The following is a 19,619-nucleotide window of genomic DNA, read 5'->3' as shown; positions in this document are numbered from 1 at the left end:
TTTATTTTTTTATCGCTTTACCGTAATAAGTTTTTCCGTAATGACTTTACGTAACTCTTTTTTGCTTACCTTTCCAACACCTGTTTGCGGGAATGAATCAATAAATTCAATTCGATCTGGAATCTTATAAGCCGCTATACCCCGTTCTCTTAAAAACATTTTTAATTCACTTACTGTCGGAGCTTGTCCACGAGCTATTACAAACGCACAAGTACGTTCTCCTAAATAATCATCAGGCATTGATACGATGGCTACATCATGTACTGCATCATGTGCTAATAAATGATTTTCAACTTCTTCCGCAGCAACTTTCTCGCCACCACGGTTAATTTGATCTTTATCCCTACCTTCTACAATGATGTAACCTTGTTCATTTACTTTTACAAGATCACCTGTGCGATAAAATCCATCCTTTGTAAATGATCGTGCATTATGCTCTTCTGCTTTATAATAGCCACGAATTGTATAGGGCCCTCTTGTTAATAAACTACCTACTTCACCAGGTTTTACATCGTTATCATTTTCATCAACAACCCGTACTTCATCGAATGTAGACATCGGTCTACCTTGTGTATGAATAATGATTTCTTCCGGATCATTTAATCTCGTATAATTTACTAACCCTTCTGCCATACCAAACACTTGCTGTAACGTACATCCAAATGTAGGGCGAATACGCTTCGCAACTTCGGCACTAAATTTCGCACCACCTACTTGAATCACTTCTAGGCTCGATAAATCGTTATTACGGGAAGATGCAGCATCAAGCCAAATCATTGCTAATGGTGGAACGAGCGCTGTAATCGTTACTTTTTCTTTTTCTATAAGAGCAAATGCCTCATCTGGGCTCCCTCCAGTTGCTAACACTACTTTTCCACCCGCATAGAAAGTTCCAAATGTCCCTGGAGAACTCATCGGGTAATTGTGTGCTACTGGAAGAACTGCCATATAGACACTTTCTGCATTTAAATTACAAATTTCAGCGCTAACACGTAAACTATAAATATAGTCATCGTGTGTTCTAGGAATTAATTTAGAAAGTCCTGTTGTCCCTCCTGATAATTGGAGAAACGCAACATCACTTGGCTGAACTTCTGGTAATGGAACGGGATCTATATACAGATCACTTATGTTCACAAACTCTTCTTCTTCTCCCACTACAATTACATGTTGTAAAGTTGGTACTTTCTCTTTCACTTCTCTTGCTAGTTTTCGATAATCAAAGCCAAGAGCCTTATCTGAAATAACGTAAGCACTCGCCTCACCAAACTCACAAAAATAACTAATTTCACTGCTTCGATGTGAAGGTAGTGCAAAAACAGGAAGTGCTCCAATTCGAAATAGCGCAAAGCATATTTCGAAAAACTCGATAATGTTGGGTAACTGTATTACAACCCGGTCCTCTTTCTTTATTCCTAAATTCAGTAAACCTGAAGCTAAGCACTCTACTTTTTTATCAAGCTCACTATACGTTATATGCGTATTACCACTTACAACTGCAATTTCATCTCCATGCTTTTCAGCACGTTCTCTTAACAACGAACCAAATGTTTCTCCAAGCCAACATCCTTCTTCTCGATAACGATTTGCAAATTCTTCTGGCCATTCCGTGAAACCTGCTAACATTCTTTCTTCCCCCTATTTTTCATTCAGCGAATTATCACTTAACCCTAGAGCCTTCAGCATTGTTTGGAACTTAGCTGATGTTTCTGCTAACTCATCTTCTGGTTTTGACTCAGCAACAACTCCCGCTCCTGCATATAAACGAAGTGTATTTTCTTGCACTTCAGCACAGCGAATTGTAACAATCCATTCACCATCTCCATTTAAATCGCTCCATCCTAGCATTCCTGTAAAGAATTCACGGTCAAATGGTTCAATTTTTTGAATCGCCTCTCTCGCTTCTTCCATCGGTGTTCCGCAAACTGCTGGCGTAGGATGAAGAGCAATTGCTAATTCCAAAGAAGTAGTATTCGGATCCTTTAGTTCACCTTTCACTTCAGTAGACAAATGCCACATCGCTTCACTATGAATAACGGATGGTTTTTCCGGAACATGTAATGTATGACAGTATGGACGAAGCGCAGCAGCAACCGCTTCCACTACTACCGCATGTTCATGTAAATCTTTCGGAGAAGAAAGTAATTCCTCTACTCTTCTCTTATCTTCTACTGGATCATCACTACGTGGTCTTGAACCAGCTAACGGATTAGAAATAACTTGCATACCATTACGTGAAACGAGTAATTCAGGACTTGCTCCAATTAATGTTTTATTACACTCGTTTTCATCTTCCGGTAAATTCACAGCAAATGTATAACCACGCTTATTATGCTCTGCTAATTCTCGAAGAAGTTTTTGCTTATCAATCTTTTCGGAAGATTCAACATCTAATGATCTGGATAGAACGATTTTCTTTAAATCGCCGTCCTGTATTTTTTTGATCCCTTGCTTTACACCATTCATATAAACTTCAGGATCTGGTACAGGCGTCATTTCAAATGCCAGTTTCTCATTTCGTTTTATCTCATTTGTTGTCTCTAACTGTAAACGCTCAGTAATTCTACTATGTTCTGGTACGATAAGTTGAACTTCTTTTCTACGATCAAAAGGCAAAGCACCAACAACGATAGGATTCGGATTTCCAGCTTGTTTTGCATTACGTAATACCGCTTGTACAAGTTCTGTAAAACTTTCAATTTCATGATGTTTTACTGTAGTAAACTCTCCTTCTGTCAATATCGTTCGAGTTGGTGAAGCAAAAAAGAACGAAGATTCAGTTTTATAATCTTCTAATAATTTTTCCGACAGTTCCTTTACGGCTATAAGTTCATTCATAGTATTAAAACCTCCTGAATTTTTTATTAAACTCCTAATGTAGCTCCGCCATCGACACATAAATTGTGCATTGTAATATGACTCGCTTTATCAGAGGCTAAAAACAATACTGCTTCAGCAATTTCTGAAGGTTGTGCGATTTTTTGTAACGGAATACCGAGTCTATATGTATTTTGAGAACCAGCAATTATATTTTCAGCTCCATTCTCATCAGCCCATAATAATCTTTGCATTTCAGTTTCAGTAGAACCTGGAGAAACTAAGTTACAGCGAATATTGTATGCTGCAAGTTCTAACCCTAAACATTTCATAAACATCGTCGTTGCAGCTTTTGATGCAACATACGCAGCCATCTCCATTCTCGGAGTATTTGCCGCATTTGAGCCAACTGTAACAATTGCCCCTGACTTTCTTTGCATCATATATTTACTTACTGCTCGGCACATATAGAAAACTCCTGTAGAATTTACAGAGAATGTTTTATTCCAATCTTCATCACTTAAAGAGTGAATCGCTCCCATACGTAAAACCCCTGCAACATTTACTAATATATCTATCGGTGCTATATCATTTTCAATCCGTTCTACTACTTCTTCAACAGCGGCACTATCACTCACATCTAAACGAAACGTTTTCACACGTGTTTCATTTAATTCATTTTGATTTAAGAGTACGTTTAACCCCTCTTCAGTTTGATCAGCCCCAATAACTGTAGCTCCTCTTTCTAAAAACATGTTTGCTACAACACTACCTATACCTTGCGCTGCACCAGTTACTAAAACCGTTTTCCCATCAAATTCCCCTATGTTCATTTCCTCTATCCTTTCATATAAAAATTAATCCAGTTTAACATCATTAATGATAACGATTTTCATTATCACTGATGATGTAAAAAATAATACACTTACTAAACTAATTGGTCAAGTGTACTTTTCATCAAAATATTATTCATTGATAATGTTTTTCATTTAACATTCTTACAGCTAAATGATAATCTTTCTCAATAAACTTGTCAACCTATTTTTATTTTTCAGATAAAATATTTTGGTGATTCTCAATACAATTACATCTAAAAGCATTAATAAGTACTTACATTACACATTTAATTCATACTCCTCTTTTTAAACTTGTAGAAGACTAACTGTAGATACCTTCATTTACAAAGCCTTATCAAAAGCTCAAGTATATATTTTCTCAACATTTTTCTGAAAATACCGAGAAAATATATCTTGCAATTATTGATGTATGTCTTGTTTATATTTTAAGATTTAATACGTATTTCGGATATAATGTATCATTTTTTAATATTCCAATATAATCCAATTGGGTATTTCACTCGCTTTTTTGTCTCGAAAACCCCAAAGATTATATAACCTCCTTGCAATCATTCATAAAAAAAACACCCTATTTAATAGGATGCTTTTTCGTATTTATAGTGTGATAGAAGATTTATATACTTATGCTACGCTGCTATACTCTTCTTCTTGTTCTTTTTTCTGCTTAGGTGCTTGAATTAAAATTGCGATAACAAATGATACGACACATAATACACCGATCACCATGAAGGTTGGTTTGAATCCACCTAGAAGTGCACCGATAAAGGAACCTGCAAGTGCTCCAAATCCAAATCCTTGATACACAATTCCGTAGTTCTTACTATGGTTTTTCATACCGTAGAAATCACCAACGATAGCTGGGAAAATAGTGATATTTCCACCAAAGCAAAACGCTACGCTTGCTACACATACGAAGTAGATACCATAATTTAAATCTACGAAACTTAAAACCAAGACTGAAGCTGCCATAACAACAAATGTACCAGTAACGATTTTTAAACGGCCGATTTTATCTGATAACGGTCCTAAAATAATACGACCTAATGTATTGAAGATTGCAACCATAGCCACCGCATTAGCTGCTGTCGCTGCGCTAAGCTCTACAAGTTGAACACCAATGTCTTTTACCATACCAATTAAGTATAAGCCACTCATACATGATGTAAATAACATAATAAATAATAAGTATACTTGTTTTGTGCCTAACATTTCTTTCGTTGTATATTCCTGAGTTTTTGTTTCATGAACTGCTCCTTGATCTGCAGCTTGATGGATTAAACAAGCACCAAATACAATCATAGCTGTAACAATTAAACCCCAGTATATAAATGCTTGTGATACACCAACTGATTCAATTAACTGTGCGTTAACATATTTAAAGATTAAGCTACCCGAACCATATGCAGAGACAGAAATACCAGCAATTAAACCTTTACGCTTTGGAAACCACTTTATTAAATTGGATAGTGAAGTGATATATGCTGTACCATCTGCATAACCTACAACAACCCCTGCTAGTACATAAAGCAATATTAATGAGGAAGCTTGTGAACTAAGTATTAATCCTAGTCCTAATGCTAGTCCAGCTATCATAATAAGTTTACGAAGTCCCCATTTTTCTTGCAATTTACTCGCAAATAAAGTCGAAAACGCTAAGGAAAGACTAGTAATTGAGAAAGTTATAGCAACTGCGTTAAGACTCCAACCGTATTTACTAACTAAAGGCTGATTAAATAAACTCCATGTATAAATCGTTCCAAGTCCCATTTGTACTATGACTGTACCAAGGACAACAAGCCATGGATTAACATTTGATTTTTTCATACCTTTCCGCCTCCTCTTTCTATTTCAATGCTATTCGCTAAATTTTCTTTTTTTATGTTCATATTGGCCACCTCATTTGATTTAACACCTTCATTGTATAAGATGTTTCCGTTTATGTAAGCACTTACAAGATAGAGCGTCAAAAATATGGAATCAGTTACAGAAAACGAAGGACGAAATACAAAAACGAATTATTAAATACGTAAGTAGCTATTATAATGTTTTGCATCAGTACGACTTACAGCTGTTTTATCATCTCTCTTTATAAAAATTATGCCTCAAGTTATACGATACCTATATTGCAATATTTTGATTTCCTTATACAAACAGAAAAAAACTATTTTCACACTACAATGCACTTTATTTTTTATAAAATAAAAAATATTTTATTGATAAACAAAACTAAATATTCACTAATATATCTATACGTGGTTTAATATATATAATAAAAAATATTTCTGTCTTTAATGAGGAGGTACTATGAAAGCAAACGTAGGGGATACTATACTTTTTCAACGAAATAATTTAAAGATTACAGGATCTGTATTAAAACTTTATACTGAATCGGTCTTAGTTGAAATTACAAATGTAAGCGGTGGTACTTTTGAATTTGATCGAACGATTGTAAATCATAAAAACTATAAAATTTTAAATACGAATACATAAAACAACAAAAAATAGCCCCTGCTCACCAGCAGGGGCTATTTTATATGAAAATACTTCATTAGTTTATATATCCTAAAACACTTACAATCTTACTCGCTTTTAAATTATTAATATGATAATAAATTTCTAAACCTCTTCTCTCAGCTCGTAACACTTTACCTTTCATTTTTGATAAATGTTGCGAAACAGTCGATTGTGGAATATTTAGTAATTCTGTTAATTGTGTTACATTACAAGTTTTTCTCGTACTTAATTCATTTACAATTTGTAATCGGATTGGGTGCGCCATAATTTTCAAAATATCTACATCTTCTTCTGAAACTAAACTTTTTCTCATTTCACTCGTATATGTTGTCATAAGACATTCCCCTTTTATATGAATTCCTCTTATTTAGATCTATTTCCAAAATATTTAAAACTCCGATGTGAAACCTTTATATAAAAATAATAGAATTTTAAATTTTTAAAAACAGAACGAAATACAATTCACTTTATTTATTTGGTACATATACATAATACAATGTTAATATGTGCTCTATGTGAAGTTAGCATATATTTATAATGAAGATTTTTCAAACAATTCACATCTAACTATATACTCCCTCCTAACACTATCCAGTGATTTTAACATATTTTAGGCGTTTGTATATACTATCTACAAAATAAATGTTGTTTAGGGGGATTTCAAATGCCAACAATGTTACAAGAAGAAGTTGAAGAAGCTCGTGAAACATATGTCAGTCGTATCATATTAGTCAGTGGATCAGCTTTATTTTTAGTAGGTGGTGTTATATCGGCAATTTCGGCTTTTAAAGCTTATAATCGTTTGGAAAATACACCGCCTTCTCCAGATAACTCGTAGGTGAATTGTTTTATATTGAATAACAAACAAATGCCACCTCTATTAAGAGATGGCATTTGTTTTATCATAAGTTCTATACTAGAAACCCGCAAAGAATGCTTTAAGTATGAATTACACTTGAACTTACTTCACCACAAACCTCGTCTGACTACACCCATCCTTCTGCTTCGTTACTTCTAATACAGCCGGCATTGCGTTTTTCAGCTCTTGAACGTGTGAAATGACACCGATAAATCGGCCTGATTTTTGTAAGTCAATTAAGGCGTCAACTGCTTTTGTTAATGATTCCTCATCTAAAGAACCAAAGCCTTCGTCGATAAACATCGTTTCGATGGAAATACCGCCTTCATACGCTTGAATGACGTCTGCCATTCCGAGCGCTAAACAAAGTGATGCATTAAATTTCTCGCCACCAGATAATGTTTTTACATCGCGTGTTTGGCCAGTATATGCGTCGTATACATCTAAGCCTAATCCACTTTGACGATTTCTCTTTTCAACTCGTTCACTTCGTTTTAAATAAAATTGTCCATTTGATAATTTACGTAAGCGTTCGTTTGCAATTTGAACAATTTGTTCTAAATACTCAATTAAGATGTAACGTTCAAATGATATACGGCTTTCGTTATCGCCTTTCATTACTTCATATAAGTCAACAAGTTCCTGGAAAGCTTTTTCTTCCTCATGAATTTGTTCATCAATACGCCTAATATTTTCATGTAAATCAGAAATATATGTTACCGCATTTTGCGCACGTTGACGTTTTTCTTTAATGATATCAAGATTGATTTCTAAATCTTTTATATGTTCACCTAAAGCTGTAATATCCATATACTCTTTATCTTTTAATTCAGCACGTAACTCTTCAATTTGTTTTGCAAGTACTTCAAGAGATGAATAATAGCTTTGAATTTCTTTTTGTAACATATCCATCTCAGCATCACTTAATTTAGCTTCTTTATACGTAATTTGATCGGTAAATCCGCTCTGCTCAAGCTCTTTCATAAAGCGCGTAAACGTCTCTTCTTTCTTCAATTTTGTACTTTCAAATTGATTAGAAGCACTTTCCTGTTCTGCTTGAATACGTATATTTTCATTTTGCCAATGTTGATACGCTTCCTGCACTTTCTTCCATTCGTCCTCCATTAATTTGAGTTCATGCATAGCTTGGTCAAACTGGACTTTCCAAGCTTGGACTGTTTGTAAGTTTTCAGGAATATTTTTCTTATCATGTTCATATGACGTACGAAGCTGCATACACTCCATTTCTGTACGGTGCTGTACTGTTTCTACCTCACGCTTTTGTTTCTGAAGTGCATCTACTTTTTCTTCTACACTCTTTATATTCACAGCAGTTTGCTTACGCGTTTCTTCACTCGCTTTTAGCGTATTTACTTCAGTTGCTAATTGTTTTCCTTTTTGAACAAGTGCACTGTATGTTTCAACTAATTCCTCTGAGCGATAGCCTCGCTTCTTAACCTCCTCTATTACCTGTTCATATTGTAGGTGATAGAAATTCCATTTCTCCTCTAATTGAACATGTAATTTTTCAGCAACATTTTTCTTTTCTCTTAAATCATTTAACTCTTTTTCATCGATCGCATTACTTTGCTCTGTAGCTTTTTTCGGATGGTTCGTACTACCACATACTGGACAAGATTCGCCATCATGTAGATGAAGAGCTAATATACCAGCTTGTTCACTTAACCAGCGACGTTCCATATTTTCATATGCGTTAACTGCCAATCGCATCTTATTATATGCCGCTTCTTTTTCTTTCTCGAATTTTTGCTTTTCTTGCCAAACATCATATGCTTGCTTTAAAACTTTGGCATCTTCTCGCATATTCGTTAGTTCCTCTACTTTAGCTACATATTGCTCAAGTGCTCGTTCTAATTGCTGTAATTCATCAGACATTAGCTGTTTTTGATTTGTATGCTCATCTAATTGTCGATCTAAGTTTTGCATACTTTCTTTTAATTTCCCTATTTGAATTTCTGCATTTTGTAAATTCAACTGTTTCTCAGCTAATGATGCAATAATCGGTTGTAACTCTTCTAATCTTTGAACAAGTTTTTTTGCATTTTCTCTCTCAGGTTCTTTATTCTTTACCGCTTCATATTTCTCCTGAGCAAGTTCAAAGCTTTTCGTTACATTTTCTTTTTTAGCGATTATTTGTTTTAATAAACTTTCAGCCTTCTGCTCATTTTGCATTGCTTCTTCGTACCATTGTTCAAATGGTAATAAGCGCTTCGCTTCTTCCGCACGTTTAAAAGATTTTTCTTTCATTTCAATAACTGTACGATTTTCTTGTAAAGTGTTATATTTCTCATTCTTTTGTTGTAAATCTATAAATTTCTCATTTATGGATTTCGCTGCATGAAAACGTGTTTCAGCATCCTTTAATTGCTTCGTTTGAACATCTTGTTCTACTTGTAATTGCTCCACCTCTGCCTTATACACATCTGTTTCTTGTTCTAATGCTTCTACTACTTGATGCGTGTTTACATGTTCTTGTTCCACCAATGTCTCTAATAATGCTCCATCGCGGATTGGTAATTTGAAAACATTACGGAAGTATAGCTCTCGCTCTTTCTGTTTTTCTTGTAAAACGTCTTTCCATTGTTTTCGTTTTTGATCAAGTAACTCACGCATTAACTTATAACGATCCGTTTTAAAAATACGACGTAAAATTTCTTCTTTGTTTTCTGTCTCAGATGTTAATAGTTTTCGGAATTCCCCTTGTGGTAACATAACAATTTGGCTAAATTGATGTTTACTTAAACCAATTAAATCTTCCACTTTTTTATTTACATCCGTTACATGGAAACGATCAACAGCTGGAACATTCTCTTCATCAATCACTTCATATAGTTCTACTGCATGTCCCGTAATTGTCTTGTTCCCTTGTTTTTTATGTCCAAGTTGTCGTTTTATTTCATAACGTTTCCCTTTTAACTGAAAGGTTAGTTCTACACTTGTATACATATTATCATCAGCAAATTGACTGCGAAGCATGCTCGTATCACTACGTTCTTCTCCGCTTGCCTCACCATATAACACATAACAAATCGCATCAAAAATCGTTGTCTTTCCAGCTCCTGTATTCCCAGAAATGGCGAAAATACGATGATCTCCAAGATCATTAAAATCGATTACTTCTTTCTGTTTATATGGCCCAAATGCTGTCATAATTAGTTGAATCGGTCTCATCCTCGTTCACCTTCCCGTTCTTGCACTGTTTGTAGTACTTCTACAAATAGACGTTCTTTCTCTTCTGATAAATCTAAGCCTTTCATTTCTTTATAAAAAGCCTTTAATAACGATAAATCATCCGTTTTATGTCTTGAAACAGTTACTTCATTTGACTCTGTGAACTCTCGTCTTTGAATAGATCTTTCAACATGCATTGCATTTGGATATACAGATCGTATTTTTTCCATTGGCTGCAAGACAGGATTTTCATCTAATAATTTTACAAACACATAATCTTCACTTACTGGATGTTGTAATAATTCATCTATTTTCGCTTCTACTGTTCGCATTTTACGACGTGGTGCAAGTAACCTTTTTTCAATTGTTGCTTCACCTTGCTCGTCCAGTTCCACAATATAATATCCTTTTTTATGTTTTTCTTCAGAAATAGAATATGCAAGTGGAGAACCTGAATATCGAATTGTCTCATTACGTACAAAATGCGCTTGATGTAAATGTCCAAGCGCTGTGTAATGAAACTTATCAAAATAATGACTATTTACGTATTCAGCACCACCAATTGAAAGTGGTCGTTCTGCATCACTTGTATTCTCTTCCGCTTCTCCCGCAGAAGTTACGAATGCATGACCAACAAATACGTGTCTTGCTTCTTTATCCATTGTTTCAGAAAGCTCATTCATAAAAATACGCATCGCATCATCATGAGAACGTACATCTTCGTTTTTCAAAACATGTCTAACTATGCTTGGATCCGCATATGGAACGAGATGGAAGTGAACCTCGCCATATTCATCATTTAATATAATTGGCTCATATGGAAATTGAAATTGTCCCACAATAAATAATCCTTGTTTCTTCATTAAACTACTTCCAAAATGAATACGATCTGGACTATCATGGTTTCCTGCAACCGCAATAACTGGTGTTTGTAAATCAATGACTATTTTTTGTAAAACATCATTTAATAAGTCTACTGCTTCCGTAGGTGGAATTGCTCGGTCATATAAATCCCCTGCAATAATTACGGCATCTGGTTTTTCTTCTTCAACAGCTTGTACAAACTGATCTAATACAATCTTTTGATCTTCAGTCATATACACGCCATGAACGAGCTTTCCTAAATGCCAATCCGCTGTATGAAATAACTTCATAGTTTCCTGCTCCTTTTAATTTACTGATTTTAGTGATACGAGTTGATAGTTTATTGTAGTTTTTCCGTTTTCCCACTCTAACTTTTGTATCATTGCACTACCAATTCTTTCTTCATTTGATTTATATAAAGGCAATATTTCTTGAACTGTAAATAAGTGATAACCATCCAATTTTAATTGAAATATGTTTTCTTCTATATGTAATCTTACTTCTTTTTCATTTGAAATAATTTTTGTGTGCATCTCAAATTTCATGACAGATACAACCCCTTTTTCTAATCTCTACACTATTAATAGTATATTGGCTATGCAAGATTGACAAGTAAATACACGGCAAAGTACACACTTTTCTACCGCTATATGTTTTTTATTTTTATATATAATACGGTATGTGAAATTTTATTTTTATATATAATACGGTATGTGAAATTTTATTTATTGTAAAAATAAAAATGTCTAATGTGACATCTTTATTTTTGTATAAAGTCTTTCATTACATAATATAAAACTGTAATGAAAACGATCGCTACAAAAAATGAAAATACTGCGATAATGTACCCATCCTTATTTAATAAAATGCAAAAAGAAATAGATATGATAAAAATCGGAAATACAAGTCGTACTTTATCCTTCACTTCCTCTGTCGTATCTGTATGATGAAAATACTGCGTTATCCCTATCATTAAAGAAGACAAAATAATCACCGACAATAGTAAAGGTCCTGGCATTCCGATTTCTCCTTTCTCTATTTCTAATGAAAAGCAATTTTTCTTTCATCATAATCACTTCAAATACTCTTTTTGAAGTAATTATGCACAATTTACACATATATAATAGCGTGTTTATCATGATAATTTCAAATAATTACAATTACAGTAATGTTGTAATATTCATTTTCAACCTTCAAAATCCTGCAAATATAACTCGTCAAAATATGCAGTGTCGAAATTAACACGCACCGTCAAGTTTAGACAAAATTTATAAAGGACATTTCAGTACGTATCAAGAATTAAGAATAAGAAGATATGTAAGGGAGGATGAATTATGACTGAACACGTTTTATTTTCTGTTAGCGAAAACGGCGTTGCATCAATTACTTTAAACCGCCCAAAAGCACTTAATTCTTTATCTTATGACATGTTGCAACCAATTGGGCAAAAACTGAAAGAGTGGGAAAATGATGAGCGAATTGCGCTTATCGTATTAAAAGGAGCTGGCACAAAAGGTTTTTGTGCAGGTGGCGACATTAAAACTCTTTATGAAGCACGTTCGAATGAAGCTGCATTACAGCATGCGGAACGTTTCTTTGAAGAAGAGTATGAAATTGATACATATATTTATCAATATAAAAAACCGATCATCGCTTGTTTAGATGGAATTGTAATGGGTGGTGGTGTCGGTCTTACAAATGGTGCGAAATATCGAATTGTAACGGAGCGTACGAAATGGGCAATGCCAGAGATGAATATCGGATTCTTTCCAGATGTCGGTGCTGCTTATTTCTTAAATAAAGCTCCAGGTTTTGCAGGCCGATATGTTGCTTTAACAGCATCTGTTTTAAAAGCTTCTGACGTATTATTTATAAACGCTGCTGATTACTTTATGACATCTGATTCCTTACCAAATTTCCTTACTGAACTTGAAAATGTAAATTGGCATAAAGAAGATGATGTACATACTAATTTAAAAGAAGTTATTCGTACATTTGCAACTGCTCCAAAATTAGAAAGCGAGCTTGCTCCTTCATTAGAAGAAATGAATACTCATTTTGCTTTCGATACAATTGAAGAGATCGTCCATTCATTGGAGAAAGACCAAAGTTCCTTTGCTTTAAAAACGAAAGAAACACTATTATCCAAATCCCCTATTTCGTTAAAAGTAACATTAAAACAGTTTATTGATGGACAAAATAAGTCCGTTGAAGAATGTTTCGCTACTGACCTTGTACTTGCTAAAAATTTCATGAGACATGCAGATTTCTTTGAAGGAGTACGATCTGTTGTCGTTGATAAAGATCAAAATCCGAATTATAAATATAAGCAATTAAGTGATGTTTCAGAAGAAGATGTAAATCGGTTCTTTAACTTACTTAATGCATAATAAGGTGAAACATTAATCAGTGGGGGTTCATTACCCGCTTATTATTAGCCCTCACCGATCGTCCGGTCATGCGGGATAAAATTGAGGCTATATAGTAGTGGAGTTTCACTACTATATAGCCTCTTTCTCATTTAATAATTTTTAATAAAATTTAATTTTATTAAATCAAAAATGTGTGCTACACTATTTTTAATCAAATATTCTAAAAATAAAAAGGAGGAGCAACTATGATTGAAAATTATTTTCTTTTCATCATTATGTCTATTTGTCTTATTATTTTACCCGGTCCTGATACTGCAATGGCGACGAAAAATACATTGGTTGCCGGTAAGGTCGGTGGAGTGAAAACAGTGTTCGGTACATGTGTTGCACTTTTAATTCATACTTTAGCAGCAGTAATCGGACTTTCCGCAATTATTGTAAAGTCAGCTCTTTTATTTTCTATTTTCAAGTACGTTGGAGCTCTGTATTTAATTTATATTGGCATTAAAGCCCTTTTAGCGGTAAGAAACAAAGAAGGCTTTGATACGAACGATATATCTTTAAATGATGAAGATGAACACACTTCTTGCTTTCGCCAAGGGTTTCTTACGAATTTATTAAACCCTAAAGTTGCAGTCTTCTTTTTAACCTTTTTACCTCAATTTTTAAATCCAAATCATAATACGTTTATTCAACTTCTCGTAATGGGTCTTACTTACCTCGTATTAACAGTTATTTGGTTCGCTTTTTATATATTTTTAATTGATAAAATTAGTGCTTTTATGAAAAAACCGAGGACGCAACGTTATATTCAAGGCTTAACAGGAATCGTCTTAATTGGCTTTGGTATTAAACTAGCTTTTGAAAAAAATAATTAACAAGATGAAAAACACCACATCTTCAGAGTGGTGTTTTTCATTTAACAACTGTTTTGGCTGTTTACTCTCTATTAAAACCAGCGCTCTGTTACAACTTTTTTACGTGTATAGAATTGAACACCATCTGTACCATTTGTACCTAAATCACCAAAGAATGAAGCTTTATTTCCTGCAAATGCGAAAAATGCCATTGGTGCTGGAACGTTTACGTTTACACCGATCATACCAGCATCGATATTATCACGGAACGTTTGTGCATGTTTACCATTTGACGTATAAATAACCGCGCCATTTGCAAATTTAGATTGATTTGTTAATTTAATACCTTCTTCTAAATCTTTAACTCGTACAATGCTTAATACTGGAGCAAAAATTTCATCTTGCCAAATTTTCATTTCTTGATTTACACTATCAAAGATTGTCGCACCTACAAAGTAACCTTCTCCAACTTCTTCCTTAATTTTGCGACCATCAACTAATAAAGTTGCTCCATCTGCTACACCGCTATTAATATAGCCTAATACGCGCTCTTTATGAGATTCACGAATTAATGGTCCAACATAATTATCTTCGTGGAAACCGTCACCTACTTTTAACTTCTTCGTCTCTGCTACTAGTACGTCGATGAATTCATCAGCAATTTCATCAACTACTGCTACTACTGAACATGCCATGCAGCGCTCTCCACTACTTGCGAATGCAGATCCAATTACACCTTGCACTGTTTTCTCAAGATTGCAATCAGGCATTACAATCGCATGGTTTTTTGCACCAGCTAACGCTTGTACACGTTTCCCGTGTTTCGTACCTGTTTCATACACGTAACGAGCTACCGGCTCAGATCCAACGAATGAAATAGCTTGAATATCTTTACTTTCTAAAATGCTATTTACAACATCTTTTCCGCCTTGTACTAAATTCAATACCCCTTTTGGAAAACCAGCTTCATAGAATAACTCTACAAGTCGCTCTGCTAAAAGTGGCGTTTTTTCCGATGTTTTTAATACGAACGTATTACCGCAAGCAATTGCAAGTGGGAACATCCATAATGGAATCATCATTGGGAAGTTAAACGGTGTAATACCAGCAACAACTCCAATTGGGTAGCGCCAAATCGATCCATCAATGCCGCTAGCAATATTCGGAAGAGCTTGTCCCATCATTAAATTTGGTGCTGATGTTGCAAGTTCTACCGCTTCAATCCCTCGCTGCACTTCACCAGTTGCATCCGTTAATGTTTTACCATTTTCTAGCGTAATGATTTTAGCAAGCTCTTCTTTGTTTTCTTGTAAAAGCTGTAAATATTTATATAATTGTCTTGAACGATTCGGAACTGGTACTTTAGACCATGTTTCGTATGCTGCTTTTGCCGCTTCAACAGCTTTTTCAACATCTTCTTTCGGAGATAGCGGAACGTAAGCGATAATTTTTCCAGTCGCCGGATTCGGAACTGCTTCTACTTCTGTACCAGTAGATTCTACCCACTCACCATTAATATGATTTTTTACTCGTTTAATTTCAGTTGTAATCATTATATTCTCTCCTTTTTTATGATGTATATAAGTCTATTATTTTTGATTAGAAATTAACTGTTCACTAACTTTCTTATATAAAGCAGCCATATCGTTTTCACCATATCCTGCCTCACTTGCTTCTTCATATACGTTTAATAGCATTTCGCTTACTGGTAAGTGAAGTTCGCTTTTTTTCGCTAAATCTACTGCAAATCCTAAATCTTTCTTTAATAAATTCACAGTAAATCCTGGATCGTAGTTTTCAGTTGCAATGAAACTTTTATAATTACGCTCATAAATTCTACTTTGACCGTAACTTACATTTAAAATATCAAACATTTTATCTAAATCCATATTATTCTTTTTCGCTAATGTTAAAGCTTCACTCACACCAGCTGTATAAAAACCAATTAATAGGTTATTAATTAATTTAACTGTTGTGCCACTATCAATCTGCTCACTAACATGGAAAACATTCGCACCTAGTACGCCCATGATAGATTCCGTTTTCTCATATACTTCTTTCGATCCACCAACCATAAACGTTAATGTACGGTTTTCAGCTCCAATTACCCCACCACTAACAGGCGCTGCTAAAAAGTCTACTTTCTTTTCCTTTGCAGCTTCCTCTAACTGTTTGTTTAATTGTGGAGATACAGTACTTGTATCAATTAAAACTACATTCGAGTGGCTATTTTCAAATAATCCTTCTTCCCCAAAATACACCGCTTCAACAGCGCGAGGTGAAGGTAAACTTGTAAAAATCACATCGCATGTTTCTGCTAGTTTTGAGATTGATAAGCCAATAATTCCTCCTTCATTTTCAAAGGAAGCTTCGGCCTCTTTATTTAAATCCACACCGTATACTGTGTAACTCGATTTAACTAAATTTTTAGACATCGGAAGACCCATATTACCTAAACCGATAAAGCCAATCTTTTTCATATCGCTTTCCTCCTATTTACACAATATACTTTCCACGATTTATAATAGCTTTCGCAATTTCTCTCTTTTTTGTAAATACGTTCGTGTATAAAGGCACTAATAATTGACGAATTCCAGCTAAAATTACGTGTCTATCTTGTTCTTCTGTGACAGCCGCTGCAAGTATAGAAATCGCTGCTTCTTCTACTTTACGATAGCCTTCTTCACAAATAACATCAGTTATCATTTGTTTCGTACGCTCTTTCTCTTCACCATTTTTACTAATTGCTTTACTCGTGCGTAAAAATGCTGATTCCATGACGTACACGTCCGTTAACATATTTGATAATACACGTGAATATTCTTGTTCTTGGTCAATTTTTAACCCTGGAGTTTTAGAGAGCGTTTTCAAAGATTGTTTCAACAATTTTTTCGCTAATAAAATGTAACGATGGTTTCTTTCAACATTTGCTACATCAACTTCTACTTCAGTATCTTCAATTTGTTCCATTTGCTTCATTAACATTTTAGCAACTGTTAATCTATTAATTTCGTTCGTTCCTTCAAAAATACGACTAATTCTAGCGTCACGATATAATCGTTCTACCTCGTACTCTTGCATATAACCGTAACCACCATGAATTTGTACAGCTTCATCTACGATATGACCAAGTGTTTCAGAAGCATTTACTTTATTAAGTGCACATTCAATTGCAAATTGAGACATTTTCTTCATAAGATCTTCATCACTCTCATGAATTGCTTCATCAATTACACCTGCTGTACGGTAGGCTGCACTTTCTGCTCCATATGTAGCAATGATCATATTTGCAATTTTCTCTTGAATCATCGTAAAATCTACTAATTCCGTTTGGAACTGTTTTCGCTCTTTTCCATATTGAACCGACAAACCAATTGCTTGTTTTGCTGTTCCAATATTTCCAAAAGCCAGCTTTAGTCTAGCGAAGTTAAGAATATTAAGAGCTACGTGATGCCCTTTTCCAACTTCCCCTAAAACATTTTGAGCAGGGATGATAACATCTTCTAAAATTAGGGTAGCCGTTGAAGAACCTTTAATCCCCATTTTCTTTTCTTCTAGTCCAATGGATACACCTTCACATGTTCTTTCGACAATAAACGCTGTCATTCCTTTATTTGTCTTCGCAAAAACAACGTATACATCTGCCATATGAGCATTTGTAATCCACTGCTTCTCACCATTTAACTTCCAAGCAGTACCATCTTCATTTAATACTGCACTTGTTTTTGCACTTAAAGCATCAGAACCAGCATTTGGCTCAGTTAAAGCATAAGCCCCAATCCATTCTCCAGACGCAATTTTCGGCAAATATTTTTCTTTTTGTTCTTTCGTTCCGTAATATATGTAAGGCAATGTACCTACACCAGCATGTATATTAAAGGAAACACTAAATGCACCAGCGTATCCCATTTTTTCTGCTACAAGCCCTGAAACTGCCTTTCCTAACTCAAATCCGCCGTACTCTTCTGGGACTTCGATACTTAATAATCCAAGTTCTCCAGCTTTCTCAAATAATTGACGAGAAATTTTATAGTTATGTTGTTCTATATTCTCCATTTGTGGAACAATTTCTTGTTTAACGAATTGTTCTGTCGTTTTTGCGATTAAATCTTCATCTCCTGAAAAATCTTCTGGCGTAAAGAAAGTATAATTCACATCTTTATTAAGTGAAAAAAATTCATCCCACGGTAACTTTGTTTTCTCCATCTGAATCCCCCTATCATTTCGGCCTTACTTGCTACTACGTATGCTCGTCTACGATGAGTGGAATTTCTTATTTTTGAAAACAGAAGGCGATGAATTGTCACATCAAGCAGTTCATTTTGCCAAAGATGTATTCTCATCGCCTTAGTTGTTTTATCTATTGATCCTCTGATAATACTGTTTTTGCAATTCCAGTATCTAGTTCTTCAAAGTCATGATATGAAATTGTTTCATATAACTCACTTCTCGTTTGCATACTTGAAAGTGCATCTTTTTGAGAACCTGTTTCCTTAATTAAAGTAAACACATTCTCATATGCTTTCGCTGCAACACGAAGTGAAGTTACAGGATAAATAACCATTTGGAAGCCCATATTTGCAAATTCCTCTGCACTATAATACGGCGTTTTCCCGAACTCAGTCATATTCGCAAGTAAAGGCGTATTTACTTTACTATTAAATAGACGGAACTCTTCTTCTGATTGAAGCGCTTCAGGGAATATTGCATCTGCACCTGCTTTTACATAAGCGTTCGCTCTTTCGATTGCTTCATCTAAGCCTTCTACACCGCGAGCATCTGTACGTGCCACAATATATAAGCTTGGTGCAACTTCTTTAATCGCTTTAATCTTTTGAACTAACTCTTCTGTAGTAACAAGTTTCTTACCATTTAAATGTCCACATTTCTTCGGTAATTGTTGATCTTCAATTTGAACAGCCGCAACTTTTGCTTCCACCATTTCTACTGCTGTTCTCGCTACGTTTAATACACCGCCAAATCCTGTATCAATATCAACAAGAACTGGTAAATCTGTAGCTCTTACTAGATCCCTTGCTCTCTCTGCTACTTCAGTAGACGTCACGATTCCTAAATCTGGTAGCCCTTTACTTGCAGTATAAGCAGCTCCCGATAAATATAAAGCTGAAAAACCTGTATTTTTCGCAACAAGAGCAGCCATTGCATCATGAGCACCTGGAATTTGCAAAATCCCATTTGCTTCTACTAAAGCTCGGAAGCGATTTGCAAGCTCCTCTTGTGTTGACTGTTTATTCACAACCCAAGCCATTCTAAATTCCCCCTATTA

General features: G+C 34.7%; 17 protein-coding genes. 4 read left to right on the top strand and 13 right to left on the bottom strand.

Going from position 1 to position 19,619, the window contains the following annotated elements:
• Window positions 1-9 precede the first annotated feature (9 nt).
• The 4 genes from ACU8YW_RS11390 to ACU8YW_RS11375 all read right to left on the bottom strand — a co-directional run bounded on the left by ACU8YW_RS11390 (window position 10) and on the right by ACU8YW_RS11375 (window position 5,498).
• On the bottom strand, window positions 10-1,626 hold the full coding sequence (locus tag ACU8YW_RS11390) for a (2,3-dihydroxybenzoyl)adenylate synthase (RefSeq protein ID WP_199695805.1): 1,617 nt from the start codon (window positions 1,624-1,626) through the stop codon (window positions 10-12).
• A gap of 12 nt (window positions 1,627-1,638) precedes the next feature.
• Complete coding sequence (dhbC, locus tag ACU8YW_RS11385) at window positions 1,639-2,838, bottom strand: isochorismate synthase DhbC (RefSeq protein ID WP_426933688.1); 1,200 nt, start codon at window positions 2,836-2,838, stop codon at window positions 1,639-1,641.
• A gap of 26 nt (window positions 2,839-2,864) precedes the next feature.
• Window positions 2,865-3,650, bottom strand: a complete 786-nt coding sequence (gene dhbA, locus ACU8YW_RS11380; protein ID WP_001020440.1) for a 2,3-dihydro-2,3-dihydroxybenzoate dehydrogenase — start codon at window positions 3,648-3,650, stop codon at window positions 2,865-2,867.
• Window positions 3,651-4,295: 645 nt separating this feature from the next.
• A complete protein-coding gene (locus tag ACU8YW_RS11375; RefSeq protein WP_199695803.1) occupies window positions 4,296-5,498 on the bottom strand; it encodes an L-lactate MFS transporter in 1,203 nt (400 codons plus the stop codon).
• A gap of 480 nt (window positions 5,499-5,978) precedes the next feature.
• Here ACU8YW_RS11375 and ACU8YW_RS11370 point away from each other — a divergent pair, with 480 nt between their 5' ends.
• Window positions 5,979-6,164, top strand: a complete 186-nt coding sequence (locus tag ACU8YW_RS11370) for a YkvS family protein (RefSeq protein WP_000646791.1) — start codon at window positions 5,979-5,981, stop codon at window positions 6,162-6,164.
• 58 nt (window positions 6,165-6,222) lie between these two features.
• Here the strand turns inward: ACU8YW_RS11370 and ACU8YW_RS11365 are convergent, their stop codons facing one another.
• Entirely contained in the window at window positions 6,223-6,522 is a 300-nt protein-coding gene (locus ACU8YW_RS11365; RefSeq protein WP_000214798.1) for an ArsR/SmtB family transcription factor, read from the bottom strand.
• A gap of 330 nt (window positions 6,523-6,852) precedes the next feature.
• Between ACU8YW_RS11365 and ACU8YW_RS11360 the strand changes: the two genes are divergently transcribed.
• Window positions 6,853-7,026: a hypothetical protein gene (locus tag ACU8YW_RS11360; protein WP_001142749.1), complete on the top strand. Its 174-nt coding sequence runs from the start codon at window positions 6,853-6,855 to the stop codon at window positions 7,024-7,026.
• A gap of 123 nt (window positions 7,027-7,149) precedes the next feature.
• On the opposite strand, the gene ACU8YW_RS11355 is transcribed toward ACU8YW_RS11360, so the two are convergent.
• The 4 genes from ACU8YW_RS11355 to ACU8YW_RS11340 form a co-directional block, all read right to left on the bottom strand.
• Window positions 7,150-10,239 carry an AAA family ATPase gene (locus ACU8YW_RS11355; protein WP_327957743.1) on the bottom strand — a complete coding sequence of 1,030 codons (3,090 nt, stop codon included), beginning with the start codon at window positions 10,237-10,239 and terminating at the stop codon, window positions 7,150-7,152.
• Window positions 10,236-11,393 carry an exonuclease SbcCD subunit D gene (locus ACU8YW_RS11350; protein ID WP_060488683.1) on the bottom strand — a complete coding sequence of 386 codons (1,158 nt, stop codon included), beginning with the start codon at window positions 11,391-11,393 and terminating at the stop codon, window positions 10,236-10,238. Before ACU8YW_RS11350 ends, ACU8YW_RS11355 begins: the two co-directional genes overlap by 4 nt.
• 15 nt (window positions 11,394-11,408) lie before the next feature.
• Window positions 11,409-11,648, bottom strand: a complete 240-nt coding sequence (locus tag ACU8YW_RS11345; RefSeq protein ID WP_000667347.1) for a DUF2584 family protein — start codon at window positions 11,646-11,648, stop codon at window positions 11,409-11,411.
• Window positions 11,649-11,863: 215 nt separating this feature from the next.
• Window positions 11,864-12,121, bottom strand: a complete 258-nt coding sequence (locus ACU8YW_RS11340) for a hypothetical protein (protein WP_046955733.1) — start codon at window positions 12,119-12,121, stop codon at window positions 11,864-11,866.
• A 316-nt stretch (window positions 12,122-12,437) separates the two neighbouring features.
• Between ACU8YW_RS11340 and ACU8YW_RS11335 the strand changes: the two genes are divergently transcribed.
• Both ACU8YW_RS11335 and ACU8YW_RS11330 read left to right on the top strand, forming a co-directional pair.
• Window positions 12,438-13,493, top strand: a complete 1,056-nt coding sequence (locus tag ACU8YW_RS11335) for an enoyl-CoA hydratase/isomerase family protein (RefSeq protein WP_426933690.1) — start codon at window positions 12,438-12,440, stop codon at window positions 13,491-13,493.
• A gap of 227 nt (window positions 13,494-13,720) precedes the next feature.
• Window positions 13,721-14,353: a LysE family translocator gene (locus ACU8YW_RS11330; RefSeq protein ID WP_426933691.1), complete on the top strand. Its 633-nt coding sequence runs from the start codon at window positions 13,721-13,723 to the stop codon at window positions 14,351-14,353.
• Window positions 14,354-14,424: 71 nt separating this feature from the next.
• On the opposite strand, the gene ACU8YW_RS11325 is transcribed toward ACU8YW_RS11330, so the two are convergent.
• The 4 genes from ACU8YW_RS11325 to prpB all read right to left on the bottom strand — a co-directional run bounded on the left by ACU8YW_RS11325 (window position 14,425) and on the right by prpB (window position 19,601).
• Window positions 14,425-15,885 carry a CoA-acylating methylmalonate-semialdehyde dehydrogenase gene (locus ACU8YW_RS11325; RefSeq protein ID WP_426933692.1) on the bottom strand — a complete coding sequence of 487 codons (1,461 nt, stop codon included), beginning with the start codon at window positions 15,883-15,885 and terminating at the stop codon, window positions 14,425-14,427.
• Between the two features lie 36 nt (window positions 15,886-15,921).
• The gene (locus ACU8YW_RS11320; RefSeq protein ID WP_199695800.1) at window positions 15,922-16,812 is read right to left on the bottom strand and encodes an NAD(P)-dependent oxidoreductase; all 891 of its coding nucleotides are present in this window, start codon (window positions 16,810-16,812) and stop codon (window positions 15,922-15,924) included.
• Between the two features lie 16 nt (window positions 16,813-16,828).
• Window positions 16,829-18,538, bottom strand: coding sequence for an acyl-CoA dehydrogenase FadE (locus ACU8YW_RS11315; protein WP_426933693.1), 1,710 nt, complete (start codon window positions 18,536-18,538; stop codon window positions 16,829-16,831).
• A gap of 154 nt (window positions 18,539-18,692) precedes the next feature.
• On the bottom strand, window positions 18,693-19,601 hold the full coding sequence (prpB, locus tag ACU8YW_RS11310) for a methylisocitrate lyase (RefSeq protein ID WP_426933694.1): 909 nt from the start codon (window positions 19,599-19,601) through the stop codon (window positions 18,693-18,695).
• Between the last annotated feature and the right edge of the window lie 18 nt (window positions 19,602-19,619).

The organism is Bacillus pretiosus, assembly GCF_052947655.1.
Note: the sequence above shows the minus strand (reverse complement) of the source record. Positions and strands in the feature narration are given on the sequence as shown.